This window comes from Magnetospirillum sp. WYHS-4 (assembly GCA_039908345.1).
Lineage (GTDB): Bacteria > Pseudomonadota > Alphaproteobacteria > Rhodospirillales > GLO-3 > JAMOBD01.
In genome coordinates, this window is sequence record JAMOBD010000004.1 from 44,688 (window position 1) to 59,273 (window position 14,586).

The 14,586-nt window shown below is 66.1% G+C and carries 12 protein-coding genes; 5 read left to right on the plus strand and 7 right to left on the minus strand.

Annotated elements, in window-relative coordinates:
* The first annotated feature begins 371 nt into the window (after positions 1–371).
* The gene (lexA, locus tag H7841_02790) at positions 372–1,106 is read left to right on the plus strand and encodes a transcriptional repressor LexA (GenBank protein ID MEO5335810.1); all 735 of its coding nucleotides are present in this window, start codon (positions 372–374) and stop codon (positions 1,104–1,106) included.
* Positions 1,107–1,195: 89 nt separating this feature from the next.
* Here the strand turns inward: lexA and H7841_02795 are convergent, their stop codons facing one another.
* Positions 1,196–3,265 carry a ComEC family competence protein gene (locus H7841_02795; GenBank protein ID MEO5335811.1) on the minus strand — a complete coding sequence of 690 codons (2,070 nt, stop codon included), beginning with the start codon at positions 3,263–3,265 and terminating at the stop codon, positions 1,196–1,198.
* A gap of 171 nt (positions 3,266–3,436) precedes the next feature.
* Here H7841_02795 and gltX point away from each other — a divergent pair, with 171 nt between their 5' ends.
* The 3 genes from gltX to H7841_02810 all read left to right on the plus strand — a co-directional run bounded on the left by gltX (position 3,437) and on the right by H7841_02810 (position 6,715).
* Positions 3,437–4,846 carry a glutamate--tRNA ligase gene (gene gltX / locus H7841_02800; GenBank protein ID MEO5335812.1) on the plus strand — a complete coding sequence of 470 codons (1,410 nt, stop codon included), beginning with the start codon at positions 3,437–3,439 and terminating at the stop codon, positions 4,844–4,846.
* A 79-nt stretch (positions 4,847–4,925) separates the two neighbouring features.
* The gene (gltA, locus tag H7841_02805) at positions 4,926–6,239 is read left to right on the plus strand and encodes a citrate synthase (GenBank protein ID MEO5335813.1); all 1,314 of its coding nucleotides are present in this window, start codon (positions 4,926–4,928) and stop codon (positions 6,237–6,239) included.
* 146 nt (positions 6,240–6,385) lie between these two features.
* Positions 6,386–6,715 carry a hypothetical protein gene (locus tag H7841_02810; protein MEO5335814.1) on the plus strand — a complete coding sequence of 110 codons (330 nt, stop codon included), beginning with the start codon at positions 6,386–6,388 and terminating at the stop codon, positions 6,713–6,715.
* A gap of 66 nt (positions 6,716–6,781) precedes the next feature.
* Here H7841_02810 and H7841_02815 read toward each other — a convergent pair whose 3' ends face one another.
* Genes H7841_02815 through H7841_02825 form a run of 3 tightly spaced genes read right to left on the minus strand, consistent with a single transcriptional unit; the run spans position 6,782 to position 9,882 of the window.
* Positions 6,782–7,768, minus strand: a complete 987-nt coding sequence (locus H7841_02815) for a hypothetical protein (protein MEO5335815.1) — start codon at positions 7,766–7,768, stop codon at positions 6,782–6,784.
* Positions 7,758–9,125, minus strand: a complete 1,368-nt coding sequence (locus H7841_02820) for a glutamate--cysteine ligase (GenBank protein MEO5335816.1) — start codon at positions 9,123–9,125, stop codon at positions 7,758–7,760. Before H7841_02820 ends, H7841_02815 begins: the two co-directional genes overlap by 11 nt.
* 4 nt (positions 9,126–9,129) lie before the next feature.
* The gene (locus H7841_02825) at positions 9,130–9,882 is read right to left on the minus strand and encodes a 16S rRNA (uracil(1498)-N(3))-methyltransferase (protein ID MEO5335817.1); all 753 of its coding nucleotides are present in this window, start codon (positions 9,880–9,882) and stop codon (positions 9,130–9,132) included.
* Between the two features lie 19 nt (positions 9,883–9,901).
* Here H7841_02825 and ubiA point away from each other — a divergent pair, with 19 nt between their 5' ends.
* The gene (ubiA, locus tag H7841_02830; GenBank protein ID MEO5335818.1) at positions 9,902–10,810 is read left to right on the plus strand and encodes a 4-hydroxybenzoate octaprenyltransferase; all 909 of its coding nucleotides are present in this window, start codon (positions 9,902–9,904) and stop codon (positions 10,808–10,810) included.
* A gap of 8 nt (positions 10,811–10,818) precedes the next feature.
* On the opposite strand, the gene H7841_02835 is transcribed toward ubiA, so the two are convergent.
* The 3 genes from H7841_02835 to H7841_02845 all read right to left on the minus strand — a co-directional run bounded on the left by H7841_02835 (position 10,819) and on the right by H7841_02845 (position 14,581).
* Entirely contained in the window at positions 10,819–12,093 is a 1,275-nt protein-coding gene (locus H7841_02835; protein ID MEO5335819.1) for a TolC family outer membrane protein, read from the minus strand.
* Positions 12,094–12,260: 167 nt separating this feature from the next.
* Entirely contained in the window at positions 12,261–12,767 is a 507-nt protein-coding gene (locus H7841_02840) for a universal stress protein (GenBank protein MEO5335820.1), read from the minus strand.
* Positions 12,764–14,581: a SulP family inorganic anion transporter gene (locus H7841_02845; protein ID MEO5335821.1), complete on the minus strand. Its 1,818-nt coding sequence runs from the start codon at positions 14,579–14,581 to the stop codon at positions 12,764–12,766. The genes H7841_02840 and H7841_02845 overlap by 4 nt, the downstream gene beginning before the upstream one ends.
* Positions 14,582–14,586: the final 5 nt, after the last annotated feature.

Below are 14,586 nucleotides of genomic sequence, written 5' to 3' on the forward strand. Positions count from 1 at the left end.
CCGTTGGCCCAATCCCCATGAAGCCCATGCGCTTTGCGGCGCAGTCTACCGCCAAGCCCCGGCCGGTTCAACGGCGGCGGATACGAGTGTCGCCAGCACACGATATGACCGGATTTTGCAGCCTGCGATCCGTTCGGTTCGATTTGGCCTATCCCCGTTTGCCGGTGGGGCCGATATCCTTCTGATTTCCAGGGATTTTCCGGTCCCCTCCCGTTCCGGGTGACGCCAGGTAACCCCCTGGCAAAAAAGGACTTGACCTTCGCGTGGAACTAAAATAGAACAGTGTTGCGTTTGTTGTTTGTTCGGGCTGGAAGGTTGCGCGGCCCGTTCGGAGCCGTCATCCGAAGAACAAGAGAATCGAGGGACGCCCCATGCTGACCAAGAAGCAATACGATTTGCTGATCTTCATCGACCAGCGCCTGCGCGACACCGGCATCTCGCCGTCCTTCGAGGAAATGAAGGAGGCTCTGCAGCTCAAGTCCAAGTCGGGCATCCACCGCCTGATCACCGGGCTGGAGGAACGGGGTTTCCTGCGCCGCCTCGCCCACCGGGCGCGGGCCTTGGAAGTCATCCGCCTGCCGGAAAACATGGGGGCCGGGGTCAGCTTGCCAACCCGTGCGCCCTATACCCGACGCATGGCCCGCGGCCGCAGTGTCCCCTCGCTGTTCCATCGCGGCGAATTCCGTTTGGCCGGCATCAACACCCAGGCACGGCCGCGCGGGGCCTCGGTCGAACTTCCGCTGTGGGGCAAGATCGCCGCCGGCACGCCCATCGAGGCGTTGCGCGACAATACCGAATTCGTCGAAATCCCGGCCAGCCTGCTTGGGGCTGGCGAACACTACGCCCTGGAAGTGGAAGGCGACTCGATGATCGAAGCCGGAATCCACGATGGCGACGTGGTGGTCGTCCGCTACGCCGAGAATGCGGAGAACGGCACCATCGTGGTGGCCTTGGTCAACAATGAAGAAGTGACCCTGAAGCGCATGCGCCGAAAAGGCCATGCCGTCGCCCTGGAACCGGCCAACAAAGACTACGAGGTCCGCGTCTTCGGGCCCGATCAGGTCCGCGTCCAGGGTACCCTGGTGGGACTGATCCGCAAGTATTGATGCGGGCCAACACACGAACTGATTCGTTGGCCGGTATCGAGCGGCCGTTGAGGAGGCGGCGCCCGGCGCGGGTGGTTTCCTTCTAGTTCCTACAACCCCTTGTCGCGGCTGCGGGGCCGGATCACCCAGGGGCGGTTCCCCCGGTTGCCGTTGACGCTTTCCACCCGGATGCGCCCATCGCCTTCCACCCAGAGGGCATGGGCGCCTTCGCGCCAAAGGTCGAAGCGGTCGATGACCACCTGCGGCCCCCGGCAGGTCCTTCGGATCGGCACCAAGCTGATTACAGCGTCTGCCATCCGGCAATCTTCCAGCAGCGCCCCCGGCTGGCGGACCAGGGCCAGGCTGCGGCCTCCGGTGCGCAGCACACAGCCCAGGGAATCGCAACGCAGGCGGTCTCCTCCCTCCTCTTCCTCGGCCTCATCCCAGGGCGTCTCGTCCTCCAGGCCGGCGCGTTGCAACCAAGCCTCGCGCTCGAACCGCCCTGCCGCCAGGCTGGAAACGGATAGGCCGCCATCGGCGGTGCGTACCGCCAGCAGCTTGCCCTGGCCATCCACCAGGACATCGGGCAGGCGGCCGGAAAGGCTCAACAGGATACCCGCCGCGACTCCCGCCAATCCCCAAAGGCGCACGGGGCGCCGCCACAAGGAGAGCCACAGCCCGCCGGCCGTCATGGCGGTCAGGGCGGCCACGGGCATGGTCGGCAGAACGACGGCGGCACCGGGCCAGGCGGCAACGGTCTCCGCTCCCCAGATCACCAGGTCGACGCCCCAGCCCAGCGGCACCAGGGCCCAATCCTCCAGGCCGAAGGGCATGAGCAGGAAGGCCAGGACCGCCCAAGGCATGATCCAGAACGAGGTCGCCGGGATGGCGATCAGATTGCCGGCGATGCCGTAGAGCGCCAGCCGGTTGAAGTGGTAGACGCCATAGGGCGTGGTGGCCAGCGTCGCGATCAGGGTGGTGAGCAGGATGCCGGCCGGATAGGCGACCAGACGCCAAGCCAGAGGCCGCGTCTCGGCAGGTCGCTCGCGCCGCCGGTCGGCCAACCACTCGTAGGCGGCAATCAACGCCACCACGGCCCCAAAGGACATCTGGAAGCTGGCTTCCAGGAGGCTTTCCGGACGGAACAGCAGAATGGCCGCCGCCGCCCAAGCAACCAAGCGCATGGACAGGACGCGCCGGTCCAGCAGCACGCCGGCCAGGACCAGCAGGATCATCAGGAAGGAACGGACCGTCGGGACCGTCGCCCCGGCCAGCAGGGAATAGAACAAGGCGCCGCCGATGGCCGCCGCCGCCGCCCACTTCTTGATCGGATGGCGCAAGGCGATGAAGGGGATCAGGGCCAGCAGGCCGCGCAGGCCGACAAACAGGATGCCCGCCACCAGCCCGATATGCAGGCCGGAAATGGACAGCAGGTGGGCAAGCCCGGAATCCCGGATGGCGTCCATGAGGTCTTCCGGGATGGCGCCCCGCTCGCCCGACATCAGAGCCGCCGCGATGGCGCCGCGCGGCCCTTCCAGGGTGGCGAGGATGCGTTGGGTGATGCGATGGCGCAGGTCGGCCATGGCCTCGGCGAAATCGTCGATACCGCGCCGCCCGGCCTCGCGGGGGGCCACCACTTCGGCCTTGCCCACCGCGTAGCCCACCCCGCCCAGTTCCATGAAATAGGCCATGCGCTGGAAATCGAAGGCGCCGGGCGCGTTGGGCGCCCGGGGCGGCGCCAGCACGGCCTTCACCCGGAGCCAGTCCCCGGCGGAAAAGTCCGGCTGTTCCCCCTTCAGGGTCAAGCGCACCCTTTCAGGCGTCCGTTCCGGCCCCAGACCGGCGACCTGAAGCCGTTCCAGCAGAGCGCGCCGCCCCTTTTCCAGGCTTTCCACCAGCACCACCCGCCCGGCGACCTGGGCCGGCCCCAGCCGTTCGTCGAGACTGGGCGCCGCCACCAGGGCCGTTCGCCATTCGGCCACCGCGAACCCAAGTGCCACCGTCCCCAGGGCGGTGGCCAATAGGAAAAGCCGTTCCACCCGCGCCGCCAGCAGCGCGACGCCCACCAATGCCGGCCCAACCCAAAGGACCGGTTCGGCCGGCAAGGCGAAGTAGAGGCCGATCCCCACCCCCAGCAACGCCGGCAGCCAGAGCACCCAACGGTCGGCGTCCGCGGTCATCTGAGCCCTGGGACCCCGCAATGCAGCACGAAGCCACTCGCAACCGGAGGCCCAAGGATTGCCAGGATGTGAGTTAACCGGTAGGTTCATATCCGCATTCTGGTTGCTGCGCCTGCGAACGGGATGTAATGTGGTGTACATCCGACGCGAACTACTGTACCAAATCGCGCCATGACAGTCGTTACCCGCTTTGCCCCCTCGCCCACCGGCTTCCTCCATATCGGGGGCGCCCGGACTGCGCTGTTCAACTGGCTGTTCGCCAAGCACCATGGCGGAAAGTTCCTGCTGCGCATCGAAGACACCGACCGCGCCCGCTCCACCCAGGCGGCGGTGGACGCCATCCTGGACGGCCTGAAGTGGCTGGGGCTGGACTGGGACGGCGAAGCCATATCGCAGTTCGCCCGTGCCGAGCGCCATGCCGAGGCGGCCCGGCGCCTGGTCGCCGAGGGCAAGGCCTATCACTGCTACTGCTCTCCCGAGGAACTCCAGGCGATGCGCGATGCGGCCATCGCCGAGAAGCGGCCGGCGCGCTACGATGGCCGCTGGCGCGACCGCGATCCCTCCGAAGCCCCGGCCGGCGTCAAGCCGGTGATCCGCCTCAAGGCGCCGCTCTCCGGCGAGACGGTCATCCAGGACGCCATCCAGGGCGAGGTCAAGGTCGCCAACGACCAGTTGGACGACATGATCCTGCTGCGCGCCGACGGCACGCCCACCTACATGCTGGCGGTGGTGGTCGACGACCACGACATGGGCGTCACCCACATCGTGCGCGGCGACGACCACTTGACCAACGCCTTCCGCCAGTACCAGCTTTACCAGGCGCTGGGCTGGGAGCATCCGCTGTTCGCCCACATGCCGCTGATGCACGGGGCCGACGGCGCCAAACTGTCCAAACGCCACGGCGCGGTGGGCATCGAATGGTACCGTGACCAGGGCTTCCTGCCGGAAGCCATGCGCAACTACCTGCTGCGTATCGGCTGGAGCCACGGCAACGACGAGATCATCTCCACCGAACAAGCCATCGAATGGTTCGACCTGGACGGCGTCGGCCGGGCGGCGGCCCGCTTCGACCTGGCCAAGCTGACCAACCTGAATGCCCACTATATCCGCCAGGCGGACGACGCCCGCCTTGCCGACCTGATCCTGGCCAAGGTCCGGGAACGGGTCGGTGGCCCCGTGGCGCCGGAGGCGGAATCGCGCCTCGCGGCCGGCATGAAGGGCCTCAAGGAACGGGCCAAGACCTTGGTGGAACTGGCGGACAGTGCGGCTTTCTACGCCCGCGTCCGGCCGCTCGTCCTCAACGACAAGGCGGCCAAGCTCCTGGAAGGCGAAGGAGCCGCCCGCTTGGCGGCGCTCCGCGACCGTTTGAGCGGCTTGGGCGACTGGAAGGAAGCGGCCCTTGAAGAGGAGGCACGAGGCTTCGCGGAAGCCGCCGGGCTCAAGCTGGGAGACGTGGCGCAGCCCTTGCGGGCGGCGCTATCGGGTTCCAACGTCTCGCCGCCGGTCTTCGCGGTGGCGGCGATCCTGGGACGCGACGAGACCTTGGGGCGGATCGGGGACGCCCTCGGGGGGAATGGTTGAAGAGGCGGGGCTACCTGCCCAAGTACCGATCAGATGCAACGGATCGTCTCAACGGGATAGACATGGGGATATGGCGGCCATGACCGACACCACCGACACCAAGCGGGAAACCGTGACGCTCACCGACAACCGGTCGGGCAAGGCGTGGGAGTTCCCGATCCTCAAGGGGTCGACCGGCCCCGAAGTGATCGACGTACGGCGTCTCTATCAGGATACCGGCTTTTTCACCTACGACCCCGGCTTCACCTCGACGGGCAGTTGCGAATCCAAGATCACCTATATCGACGGCGACGTCGGCATCCTGCGCTACCGCGGCTACCCCATCGAGCAGTTGGCGGAACATTCCAACTTCCTGGAAACCTGCTACCTGCTGCTATACGGCCACCTGCCGACGCCCGACGAATGGGCGCACTTCGAGCACGACATCCGCTACCACACCATGATGCACGAGCAGATGCAGTTCTTCTTCCGCGGGTTCCGCCGCGACTCGCATCCCATGGCGGTGATGGTGGGCATCGTGGGCGCGCTGTCGGCCTTCTACCACGACAGCCTGGACATCAATAATCCCAACCACCGCATGATCGCCTCCTACCGCATGATCGCGAAGATGCCGACCATCGCGGCGGCAGCCTACAAGTATTCGATCGGCCAACCCTTCGTCTATCCGTGCAACAAGCTTGGCTATGCGGCCAACTTCCTGCACATGATGTTCTCCAACCCCTGCGAGCCCTACGAGGTCGATCCCATCATCGCCCGCGCCATGGATCGCATCCTGATCCTGCATGCGGACCACGAGCAGAATGCCTCCACCTCGACGGTGCGCCTGGCCGGCTCCTCGGGCGCCAATCCGTTCGCCTGCATCGCGGCCGGCATCGCCTCGCTCTGGGGGCCGGCGCACGGCGGCGCCAACGAGGCCGTGCTGACCATGCTCACCGAAATCGGCAGCGTGGATCGTGTCCCCGAATATATCAAGCGGGCCAAGGACAAGAACGATTCCTTCCGCCTGATGGGCTTCGGCCACCGGGTCTACAAGAACTACGACCCGCGCGCCAAGATCATGCGCCAGACCTGCCACGAGGTGCTGGACGTGCTGGGCAAGCGGGACGAGCCCCTGCTCAAACTGGCCATGGAACTGGAGCGCATCGCGCTGGAAGACGAGTACTTCGTCGGGAAGAAGCTCTATCCCAACGTCGATTTCTACTCGGGCATCATCTTCCAGGCTCTCGGCATCCCGACATCGATGTTCACCGTGTTGTTCGCGGTGGCCCGTATTGTCGGCTGGGTCGCCCAGTGGAACGAGATGATCGAAGATCCCACTCAGAAGATCGGCCGCCCCCGTCAGCTCTACACCGGCGCCGTCGAACGGCCCTACCTGCCGATGGACAAGCGCTGATAGAATCAAGAAGGGGGCCGCGAGGCCCCCTTCCCGCTTTCCGGGAAAGCTCTTGCCCCGATCTTTCCACATTTTCGGCGAAATTCCGCCACGATGGCGAGGTCATATCGTCCCCGACCGGCAAGCCCGCCGGAGGGGAGGAGAAAATGTCGAAGCCGTTCCGCCATACCAGGATCGCGATGCTTATCGGCCTGGGAAGCTTGGGTTTGTCGGCCTGCACCATGAACGATCTGGCTGGCCTCGCGGATGCCATGTACGGCGCCGGCCCTTACGGCGGCGTTTCCGGCTATCCCGCCCAGCCGGCTTACGCCGCGCCGCCCAGCCCCACCTATTATCCGGTCGTCGTGCAGGCACCGAACCCGGCTCATGCCTATGACGTCCCCGCAAGGTCTCGGAACCCCTATGCCGCACCGGACCGCCGGGACGACCGAAGCCGGCGGGAGCACGGCCGGAACCGTGACCGGGGTTGGCGCTGAACCCTATTTGCACGAATTTCCGCGATGGGCCGGCCGGAACCGCTGGGTTCGCCGTCTCGGGCGGCTTCATCCGGTGGCGAAGTCCTTGGTGGCGGTCCCATCCTTCTCGTAGCCCCGCACCCGCAGGGTTCCAAGTGCCGCGTTGGCAACCGCGGCCAGGCGGGTGGTGGGGTTGAGAATGGGCGGGGAGACCCAGTCGAAGCCGTCGGGGGCCCCGTTCGTCCGACAGGCTTCCATCCGCGCCAAGCGGCCGGGGCTGTCCCAGCCGCGGTCGTGGCCGGCTTGCGGCCATTTCAGCCAGCGATTGGCGATGCTGCCCGGTCCGTCGTGGACCCAGGCTTCGTCCTCGGTTCGTTCGATCACGCAGCATTCGCCCGGCTCCCGGCCGCTCAAGGTATAGAAGACGGGGGCGCAGACCGGGGTGGACATCAGCATGTCGCGGGCGTCGTCGTAGGCGGCGCAGGTCTCGCAAACCTGGCGCAGCAGGTGACTGGGTGGCTGTTCGCGGCGCGACAGCACCCGCAGCCGATTGAGCAGCCAGTCGGCCGGCTTGACGAAGGTCAGGCGACGCATGGGCGGCACGTTGATGGCGGCGGAGAAGCGGCCGGGCGCCATGGCCGTCAACACCCCGGCATATCCGGGCCAAGTGACCGACAGGAAGCGACCCGCCGTGCCCTCCATGCCGGCCACCACCAAGCTGCGGCCCAGGCCGTCCAGCGGCCAGTCGAGGGTGCGGAGAAGCCGGTTGCCGACACCGCAGGGGTCGGCGACAACGCCGGTGGTGCAGGCCCATTCGAAGCTGAAGTTCAGCGCCCAGGCCCCGACCGGCGCCGCCAGTTCGGCGACGGCGGCGATCTCCGGCACGTAGGGCGTGGCGGCCTTGGCGAACCAGCGTCTGGCGAGGTGGTCGCCCAGGCGCAGCAGAGGCTCGGTATAAAGCTTGCGGGCGCCGTCCAGCAGCTCCTCCAGCCGTTCCGGCTCCTCCTCGATGAGCAGGATGGGGCCGGCGCGGCCGACCTCGATCAGCGGGATGGTCGGCAGGTCAGTAGGCATATTCGCGGAATACCGGATCGACGCTGCCCTTCCAGCGCCGTTCGTAGGCGAACAGCAGCTCCTCGGCCAGGGTGAAGCCGGAATCGGCGATCTGGAACAGGGGATTGAGAAAATGGGTCTCGTCCCGTCCCAAGGCGTCGAAGCGCTTGCGGTGGCAAAGCCCGCGGTGGGCCAATTCCAACACGTCGATGGCGATGTCGCCCACCGAAGTGCCGCGAAAGGGCGTGTTGAGCGCCAGATAGGGCACTTCCCGGCGCAACTCCTGGATTTCGGCCGGAGTCCAGTCCTTGACCATCTGCCAGGCGGCATCCCGCGACACCGGGTCGTAGAGCAGCCCGGTCCAGAAGGCCGACAAGGCGCAAAGCCGGTTCCAGGGCCCGCCGTCGGCGCCCCGCATTTCCAGATAGCGCTTGAGCCGCACCTCGGGGAACAGGGTGCTCAGGTGGTTGGCCCAGTCGGCCAGGGTCGGCCGTTCGCCCGCCAAGGCGGGAAGCCTGGCGTCCATGAAGTCGCGGAACGACTGGCCGGAGGCGTCGATGTAGCGTCCGTCCCGGTAGACGAAGTACATGGGCACGTCGAGGGCGTAGTCCACGTAGCGCTCGAAGCCGAACCCGTCCTCGAAGACGAAGGCGGGGATGCCGCTACGCGCCCCGTCCGTGTCGGTCCAGACGTGGCTGCGGTAGCTGAGGAACCCCGACGGCTTGCCCTCCTTGAAGGGCGAATTGGCCCACAACGCGGTGGCGATGGGCTGCAGTGCCAGCGAGACGCGGAACATCTGTACCATGGTGGCCTCGCTGGAAAAGTCCAGGTTGACCTGCACGGTGCAGGTGGCCTGCATCATCTCCAGCCCCTTGCCGCCCACCTTGGGCATGTAGTCCCGCATGATCTTGTAGCGGCCCTTGGGCATCCAGGGCATTTCGGCCAAGGGCCACTTGGGCTGATAGCCCAGCCCCAAAAAGCCGATGCCCATCTCGCCGGCCAGGATCTTCACTTGGCGCAGGTGTTCCTGCAACTCGGTGCAGGTCTCGTGGATGTCCTGGACGGGGGCACCCGACAGTTCCACCTGTCCGGCCGGTTCCAGAGATACGAAACCGCCCCCGGCGTCCTTCAAGGCGATGACGTTCCCGCCTTCGAGGATGGGCTGCCAGCCAAAGCGGGAAAGCCCCGTCAGCAGCGCGCGGATGCCCCGCCCGCCCTCGTAGTCCAGCGGCCGCAGATCCTCCAGGCGGTAGGCGAACTTCTCATGCTCGGTGCCGATGCGCCAGGCTTCGGGCGGCTTGCAGCCGGCCTCCATGTATTCGACCAGCGTCCGCTTGGAGGCGACGATCTCGCTCTGGCCCTCGACGACACCCGACATGGTTCTAGCTCCTTGGCTTCTTCGTCCAATCGCCCCGGAAGGCCTGACCGATGGCCAGGGCCGCCAGGGCCGCCGTTTCGGCGCGCAGGATGCGCGGCCCCAGGCCGATCTTGACAACAAGGGAATAACGGGCCAACCCGTCAAGCTCCATCGTGGCGAATCCCCCTTCCGGCCCGACCAGCAAGCCCCAGGAAGCCAAGTCCGGCCGCGCCGCCAGGGCGTCGGCCAAGGGGCCGCCGCCGCCCGTTTCGTCGGAGACGAAAAGCAGCCGGCTCGGCGGCCAGGATTCCAGGAGCCGATCAAGGGAGCACGGCTCCGCCACATCGGGCACCGACAAGCGTTCGCATTGTTCCGCCGCTTCCACGGCCTGCGCCGCCAGGCGGTCCCGGTTCACCCGTCCGGCGGCGGTATGGCGGGTGAAGACCGGCAGCAGGCGGGCGACGCCCAATTCGGTCGCCTTTTCCACCAGGAAGTCGGTGCGATCCTTCTTGAGCGGCGCGAAGGCCAGCCAGATGTCGGGCTCGGAAACCTGGGGCCGAAACTGGGTCTCGACCCGCAACAGCGCTTTGTTCTTGCCGAACGAAATGGCGGTCGCCCGCCATTCGCCGTCGCGGCCGTTGAACAGGGCGACGGCGTCTCCGGTGGCGAGACGCAGGACGTGGGCGAGGTAATGCGCCTGGTTGGGCGCGGGCGCGATTTCGGCGCCTTCGGCCAGCGGGGCGGAGACGAACAGCCGTGCCTTGGTGTCGGAAGCCATGGATGGTATTAGTTCAGCCATGACGGAAGCGGTCAAGAGTGCGGCGAGCGATATTCCAAGCGGCCACTGGGTGGACCGCCTGGTGCCGCGTCCCCTGCGGCCCTATCTGCGCTTGGCGCGCGTCGATAGGCCCATCGGCACCTGGCTGCTGCTTTTCCCCGGCTGGTGGAGTTTGGCCCTGGCTGCCGACGGCCGCCCCGACCTGCGGCTGTTCGGCCTGTTCGCCTTGGGGGCGCTGGTCATGCGCGGCGCCGGTTGCACGGTCAACGACATCGCCGACCGCGACGTGGACGGCCGGGTGGCCCGCACCGCCACCCGCCCCATTCCGGCCGGCGAGGTGACGGTATTCCAGGCCTTGCTGTTCCTGGTCGTCCTATGTTCCGTCGGCTTGGCGGTGCTGCTTCAATTCAATCCGATCGCCATCATGGTCGGCGGCTCGTCCCTGGTGCTGATCGCCGTCTATCCCTTGATGAAGCGCGTCACCTACTGGCCGCAGGCGGTGCTGGGGCTGGCCTTCAACTGGGGCGCCCTGCTGGGCTGGGCTGCGGTGCGGGGCGAACTGGACTGGCCGGCCCTGGCGCTCTATGCGGGCGGCATCTTCTGGACGCTGGGCTACGACACCATCTACGCCCACCAGGACAAGGAAGACGACATCCTGATCGGCGTGAAGTCCACCGCGCTACGCCTGGGCGCCGCGACCCGGACTTGGCTGTACGGTTTCTACGGTGCGGCGCTCGCCTTCTTCGGGCTGGCCGGAGGCTTGGCCGGCCTCGCTTGGCCCTTCTACCTGGGTCTCGCCGTGGCCGGCCTTCATTTGGGTTGGCAGGCCGCCAAGGTCGACACCGACGATCCTCGCGACTGCCTCGACAAATTCAAGTCCAACCGCTATTTCGGCTGGCTCCTGCTGGGGGCGGTGTTGGCCGGGTGACGGTCCGACTATTCGACGATGCCGAGGAAACGGGGACTGAGGCGGCCCATGGCCAGCAGGACCTGGAACACGGCGACGCGTTCGTCGTAGGCGGCGGCCGTGTAGTTGATCTGAGCGTTGCTGACTTCGTTCTCGGCGTCCAGCACGTTGATCACGGTCTCCTTGCCCGACTCGCGCAGCTTCTGGCGTGAAATCCAGACTTCGTGGGCGATGTTGACCGCATTTTCCAGCAACTGGACGCGTTCGCGGGCGGTCAGCAGGGCCTGCCATGCCAGCCGCGTCTGTTCGGTCACCTTGCGGCCCATGTGCAGGGCCGTGTCCTTGCTGGCCCCGTAGCTGAAAGCCGCCTGGCTCGCCGCATGTTGGGTCGAAAAGCCCGTGAACATGTCCCAGGTGGCCTGGACGCCGACGAAATAGTCGCGCCTTGTCCCCAGGGTGGCGTTCTTATGCTTCTCGTAATTGGCCTTGCCCACCAGATCGATAGTCGGCAGGTACTGGGCGTCCACCACTTCGCGGGCCTCGCGCGCCACTTCGACAGCCACCGCGGCGTTATCCACCGCCGGGTTCTCCCTCAAGGCGATTTCGATGGCCTTGTCGAGGTCCGACGGCAGCAGTTCGATGGGCGGCGTCGGGTCGACCATCGCCTCGACATCGGGAGAATGGGCGAATATCTGATTGTACTTGCTGACGGCATCGGCCAGAGCGCCTTCGTAGGTGACCCGGCGCTCCTTGGCGGTCTGCAACCGGCGCTTGGCTTCCAGGACGTCCACCGCGACGCCCGAACCGCGCTGCACTCGTTCGTCTTCCAACTGGAGCTGCTTCTGGACGTTGTCCTCGGCTTGGCGCGAAAGCTGGATCAGCCGGCGTTGCCGAAGAACGTTGATATAGGCGTTGGTGCCTTCGAAAAGGGTGGCCTGCCGGGTCGCTTCCAGTGTCAGGTCGGCGACCTCGTGGTTCAGGCGTGCCGATTTGACGGCCGATGCCACCACGCCGCCGTCGAACAGGTTCTTGCTCACCGTCACTCCCGCCACATTGCGGGTCCGCCGCCATTCCCTGTCGAGCTGGGCGTCCGTGCGGGTGGTAGGATTGCTGACATACTCGGGACCGGCGTCGCCGGTGGCGGACACGGTCGGCCAGAACTTGGATTCGGCCCTGTCGACGGCCTTGTTCTGGGCGGCGCGGGATTTCTCGGCGGCCTGGATCTGGGGATGGGTCTTGAGCAGGCCGGTCAGTTCGTCCATCAGCACCAGTTCGGCCGATGCCGCCAGCGCATGCAGGCACACGGCCGCGCCGACCGCCAAACCTTTGCCGAACCGCCGGAACCTCCGATGACTCACAGAATCCCACCATTTAACCGAATCTCGGCCGAGTCTAACGGCGGGCCCGACTCCGGTCAAGGTTTCACAAGATGTTGTGGTGGGGATTCGCGAGTCTCGCAGCGGATTGACGCTCAGGAAGTCCTGGGATCGATCACTCGTGTCGGCCAGGCAAGTAGGTCCAGCATTTCCCGAAGGGCCCGTTGCCGGGGCTGGGGAATCACCCTGATGTCGGCTCGCACCCGGGAGAAGGCGTTGGCGGCGAAGAAGGTACCGCCTTCACCCAGACCATGGGCCGCTCGATCGCCAACCACGATGAGTTCGGGTTGCCAACCGAGCGCCAAGGTGAAGACCTCCTGGCAAGGCCGGCCACAGGCGATGAGGCGGGAGGCGTCCGGAATCCCCAGTCCCAAAGCCAACTGCGCCATGCGGAGATTGACCTCGGCACGCAGCCTTTTTTCCGTCTCGTCCGGTGTCAGGAAGGGGGCGTGGTCGCAGTCCAGCCCACGGCCGTAGTCGATGACATGGGCCAGGGCCAAGGCAGCTCCCTGGGCGCGGGCCAACTTGGCGGCCTCGCGCGCCACGTCGCTTCCGAACCGGTCGATATCGATGGCCGCCAGGATGCGTCGATAGACCTTCATCGGGTCCCCGCCCCCTCGGCGGCGTTGGAAGGACAAGCGATGCAGCCGCGCAGGGCATCGCATTCAAGAAACACACTGCGATCACAGGTCTTGCAGATGCTCCGCTCGAAGCGGGCCTGGATGGCGGCCAGAGCCTCGGTTTTCGAACGGAATGCGTTGTTGTCCCCGATTTCTTCGAGATGCCCGCCGCGGTGCAGGGAATGGCGGGCCGCTTCCTTGAGTCCGATCAGATAGAGTCCGCCGCCCGCGTCGCGTCGCCGCCGGGCTTCCTGGACAAGGGCCTCGGCGCCGGCGATATCGATGAAGTTGATTCCCGACGCCACCATCGCCAAATGCTTCTGCCCCGGATCAACGCTTCTCAGGCGCGCAAGAACATAAGGCACCGCTCCGAAGAACAGGGAGCCGTCGAGACGGACGATCTTGATCTGCGGGCATTCAGGCAGCAGCGGGTCGGTGGTGAACTTGCGCTTTGGATTGGCCGGATCGGGAACGCGCGCCAAGATCTGCGGGCGCGAGGTGCGATTGAGGTAAAGCAGCAAGGACAGGATGACGCCAGCCAGGATGGCGACCTCCAGTTCGGCGAGGATGGCGCCGAAGAAAGTCACGGCGAGGATCGCCGTCTCGGCGCGGCTGCTTTTCAGTATCTGGCGGATGTGATGAAAGTCGATTAGGCCCCAGGCTACAAGGAAAAGAACGCCGGCCATTGCTGCGGTGGGAAGATAGGCTGCGAGGGGGGTAAGCAGCACAACGGCCACCGCCAGCAACAGGCCGGCGAACACGGCGGCCAGCGGCGTCTTTGCGCCGGCCTGATAGTTGAGCCCGCTGCGATTGAACGAGCCGGTGGCCACGTAGGCGGAAAAGAAGCTTCCTACGATATTCGACAGTCCCTGGCCGATGAATTCTCGGTTGCCGTTGATCTGCTGGCCGCTACGTACCGCGAGCGCTCGGGAGATAGATACCGCCTCGGTCAGGGCGAAGAGAGTCATGGCCAGCGCGCCGGGCGCCAACTGCCGAAAGGTATCGAACGACAAGGACGGCGCCGACAGGGGCGGCAGCGCGGACGGCAGGGCACCGATGGCCGGAACCGAAGCGCCCAGCCGGTTGGCGGCATAGGCGGCGCCGCTGCCAGCCAGGATCGCCACGATCATGTAGGGAATCTTAGGCACGAAGCGTTTCACCAGCACGCCGGTCAAAAGGGTAAGGAGCGCCACTCCGGTGATTGCCGGATCGATCTCGGGGATGCGGGTGACTAGGTGGACCACCACTTCGTGAAAATGGCTCCCACGCGGAATAGGTAAGCCGAAGAAGTTCGTCACTTGGTTGGCGGCGATCAACACCGCGGCGCCGGCAGTGAAGCCGATCACCACCGAATGGGAAATGAAATCGACCAGCGTTCCAAGGCGGAAGGCACCCATCGTCAACTGCAGTAGGCCGACCATGAAGGTTAGTGTCAGAGCGAGTTGGACATAGTGGGCGCTGCCCGGTTCGGCAAACGGGCTGAGAGCCGAGAGCAGCACGATGGAAGCTGCGGTCGTCGGTCCGGAAACCAAGTGCCAGGACGATCCGCAGAGCGCGGCGATGATGGCCGGCACGATGCCGGCGTAGAGCCCATATTCGGGAGGCATGCCGGCGATGGTAGCGAAGGCGACGCCTTGAGGTAGGGCGACGACGGCGCCGGTCAGCCCGGCCACGGCGTCGGCCGCCAGGGTACGGCGGCCGACCAGCGGCAACCAAGCGGGAAAGGGCATGCGGAAATTGAGGGAGGGGAGGTCAAGGCCGGGGGAGCCGGCCCTGGGCAGCAGCGGTATCGTCATCGGTC